Source organism: Frigoribacterium sp. CFBP 13605 (genome assembly GCF_014839405.1).
Classification (GTDB): domain Bacteria; phylum Actinomycetota; class Actinomycetes; order Actinomycetales; family Microbacteriaceae; genus Frigoribacterium.
Genome location: NZ_JACYNS010000171.1, coordinates 1 through 3325 on the forward strand (window position 1 = coordinate 1; position 3325 = coordinate 3325).

General features: G+C 73.6%; 4 protein-coding genes. 3 read left to right on the forward strand and 1 reads right to left on the reverse strand.

Translation table 11 applies throughout. The features are described from left to right. The first annotated feature begins 263 nt into the window (after window positions 1-263). The gene (locus IFT36_RS15645) at window positions 264-683 is read left to right on the forward strand and encodes a VOC family protein (protein ID WP_056047339.1); all 420 of its coding nucleotides are present in this window, start codon (window positions 264-266) and stop codon (window positions 681-683) included. 130 nt (window positions 684-813) lie between these two features. On the opposite strand, the gene IFT36_RS15650 is transcribed toward IFT36_RS15645, so the two are convergent. Then, on the reverse strand, window positions 814-1518 hold the full coding sequence (locus tag IFT36_RS15650; RefSeq protein WP_200413616.1) for an HAD family hydrolase: 705 nt from the start codon (window positions 1516-1518) through the stop codon (window positions 814-816). 171 nt (window positions 1519-1689) lie between these two features. On the opposite strand from IFT36_RS15650, the gene IFT36_RS15655 reads away from it, so the two are divergent. Together IFT36_RS15655 and IFT36_RS15660 are read left to right on the forward strand one after the other, a co-directional pair. Further along, the gene (locus IFT36_RS15655; RefSeq protein ID WP_056047333.1) at window positions 1690-2442 is read left to right on the forward strand and encodes an SDR family NAD(P)-dependent oxidoreductase; all 753 of its coding nucleotides are present in this window, start codon (window positions 1690-1692) and stop codon (window positions 2440-2442) included. Window positions 2443-2575: 133 nt separating this feature from the next. Then, complete coding sequence (locus tag IFT36_RS15660) at window positions 2576-3253, forward strand: response regulator transcription factor (RefSeq protein ID WP_200413617.1); 678 nt, start codon at window positions 2576-2578, stop codon at window positions 3251-3253. Window positions 3254-3325 lie beyond the last annotated feature (72 nt).

Genomic DNA, 3325 nt, shown 5'->3' on the forward strand with positions numbered 1-3325 from the left:
GCAGTTCGGGCTCGGCGGGGCCGCGACCCCGCTCGCCGGGGCGCTCGGCGGCACCGCCGTCGTGATGGGCGCCCTGATGCTCGGGTTCATCGCCGCCGGTCTCGCCGTGCAGCTGTGGGCGTCGTCGCGAGGCGGCACCCCGGCGACCTGACCCCGGGGGCCCGACCCGCGCCTCCTGCCGTCGATCCGGGGCTGGTGCGCCGGCCCGGGTGGTGCCACCCTGGGCTCGACGCCGTCCGGCGCCGTGACCCGAGGAGGCCCCCGTGACCGTGCAGCTCACCCCGTACCTGGCGTTCCGCTCCGAGGCGAGGGAGGCGTTCGACTTCTACGCCTCCGTCTTCGGCGGCAGCCCCACCTTCAGCACCTTCGGCGAGTTCGGCGTCGGCACCCCCGACGAGGCCGAGAAGGTCATGCACGCCCAGCTGGCCACGCCGTCGGGCCTGCTGCTGATGGGGGCGGACCGCCCCGACTCGTACCCGCTCGAGGAGGCGAGCAGCGTGTCGCTCTCGCTCTTCGGTGGACCCGACGACGCCGAGACGCTGACCGGATGGTTCGACGCGCTCGCCGAGGGCGGCACCGTGCACGAGGCCCTGTCGCAGGCGCCGTGGGGTGACTCGTTCGGCATGCTCGACGACCGCTTCGGCCAGCACTGGATGGTCAACGTCGGCGGCACCGCGGCCTGAGCCGGGGCCGCGGCCCGAGCCGGCGCCGCGGCCTGAGCCGGCGCCGCGGCCTGAGTCGGCACCGCGGCCTGAGCCGGGGCACGCCCGACGGACGAGGAGGCGCGGTGGCGGTCGCCGAGGACGCCCCGCCTCAGTCGCGTCCGAGCCGACCGATCACGCTCTCGTCGAGTCGGGCGAGCAGGTCGGCCACGTCGTCGTAGACCTCCTCGGCCCCCGCCTCGACCAGCTCCGCCCGGGAGAAGCCGCCGCTCAGCACGCCGATGCAGGTCACGCCCGCCCGGTGCGCGGCCTCGACGTCCCACACGGCGTCGCCGACCATGACGGCGCGTTCGGCCGACACGTCCGCTTTGTCGAGGGCGACCTCGACGATGCCCGGGTCGGGTTTCGCGGTCTCGACGTCCTCGCTCGAGGTGACGGCCCAGAGGGCGTCCTCGACGTCGAGCAGGTCGCGCAGCGCCTTCAGCTCCTCCTCGGGCGCGCTCGTGGCGAGCACGACGCCGTGCCCCCGGCGAGCGAGCTCGGCGAGCAGGTCGGTCGCCCGCCCGAAGACGTGCAGGTCGCCCCGCTCGCCGAGGTGTTCGGCGTAATGGCGTGAGTGCGCGTCCTTGGCGTCGTCGAGGAGGCGCGTGGCGGCGTCCTTCCCGACCAGCCCCTCGACCAGCAGGGACGAGTCCTTGCCGATCGACCGGTGGATGCGCCAGCTGTCGACGGGGTGGCCGACGTCGGTGAAGGCCCGCGACCAGGCGTCGACGTGCGCGAAGTTCGAGTCCACCAGGGTGCCGTCGATGTCGAAGAGGACGGCGGTGGACGGAGGGGAGGACGTGGGGGAGGTCATCCCGCCACCCTGCCCCCGAACGAGCGAAGGTGCACGGACTGCACGAGATCGGCCCGGATCAAGACGACACCTGTTGCTCACGGGTCCCTGCGGGCGTACGTTCGCAGACGGGCTCGTCGACGAGCCCGACCGGCCCCGACGGTCGGCCCACGAACGAGGAAGGCACGCACCATGGCACGGTTCAGCGACAAGACGGCACTCGTCACCGGCGGAGGCAGCGGCATCGGCGCCGCGATCTCGCGCTCCCTGGCGGCCGAGGGGGCATCGGTGGTCGTCACCGACATCAAGCTCGACGCGGCGCAGGGCGTCGTCGACCAGATCGTCGCCGCGGGCGGCACGGCCGTGGCGTTCGAGCAGAACACCGCGAAGCCCGAGCAGTCCGAGGCGGCCGTCGAGTTCGCGAAGACGACCTACGGTGCCCTCCACCTCGCGGTCAACAACGCGGGCATCGGCGCCCCCGCCGCCGACATCGGCGAGTACGACATCGCCGCCTGGGACCGCGTCCGCTCGGTCGACCTCGACGGCGTCTTCTACGGCCTGCGTTACCAGCTGCCCGCGATGGTCGAGGCGGGCGGCGGGTCGATCGTCAACATGAGCTCGGTGCTCGGCTCGGTCGGCATCGCCCAGAACGCCGCCTACGTCGCGAGCAAGCACGCCCTGGTCGGCCTGACCAAGGTCGCCGCGCTCGAGTACTCGAAGCGCGGCGTCCGCACCAACGCGGTCGGCCCCGGCTTCATCGACACGCCCCTCGTCCGCGCCTCGCTCGAGGGCGACGCGCTCTCGTACCTCGAGTCGCAGCACGCGACCGGTCGCCTCGGGACCGACGCCGAGGTCTCGGCGCTCGTCCTCTTCCTGCTGAGCGACGAGGCGTCGTTCGTCACGGGCAGCTACCACCTCGTCGACGGCGGCTACTCGGCGCACTGACGACGGTCCCTCAGGAGGCGCGGTGCGGGGAGTCCTGCGCCGCGCCTCCGCTGCCGGTCCGCTTCAGCCCGGCTTCAGCGCGCTCCCGCCATGATGGGCACGACGCGCACCCGGCGCGACCGAGGGAGGCCCCGTGCGCGTGCTCGTCGTCGAGGACCAGGCGACCCTGGCCGAGGGTCTGCGGCTCGGGCTCGAGGCCGAGGGGATCGCGGTCGACGTCGCGGCGACCGGCACCGACGGGCTCTGGCGGACCCGTGAGGGCAGCTACGACGTGGTCGTCCTCGACATCATGCTGCCCGGCATGAGCGGCTACGCCGTGTGCCGGGCGATGCGCGAGGGAGGCGACTGGACCCCCGTCATCGTGTTGACCGCCAAGGACGGCGAGTGGGACCAGGTCGAGGCCCTCGACACCGGCGCCGACGACTACCTCACCAAGCCGTTCTCGTTCGCCGTCCTGCTCGCCCGGCTGCGCGCCCTCGTCCGCCGCGGTGCCCGTGAACGCCCCGTGGTGCTCGAGGCCGGCGACCTCCGCGTCGACCCCGCCTCGCGGACCGTCCACCGTGGCGACGTCGAGGTCGAGCTCACGAGCCGCGAGTTCGCGGTGCTCGAGTTCCTCATGCGTCACGCCGGCAGCGTCGTCACCAAGCGCGAGGTGCTCGACGGGGTCTGGAACGACGACTTCGAGGGCGACCCCAACATCGTCGAGGTGTACGTGCGTCACCTGCGCAACAAGGTCGACCGGCCGTTCGGCCGAGAAGCCATCGTCACGCTCCGGGGGGCGGGCTACCGTCTGGAGGCGCGGGGTGGCTGAGCGGGCCCCTCGCCGCCCGGCTCCAGGGCCCGGGCCGTCCGCCGGCACCGGGCCGCGGCGGGTGCGACGGGC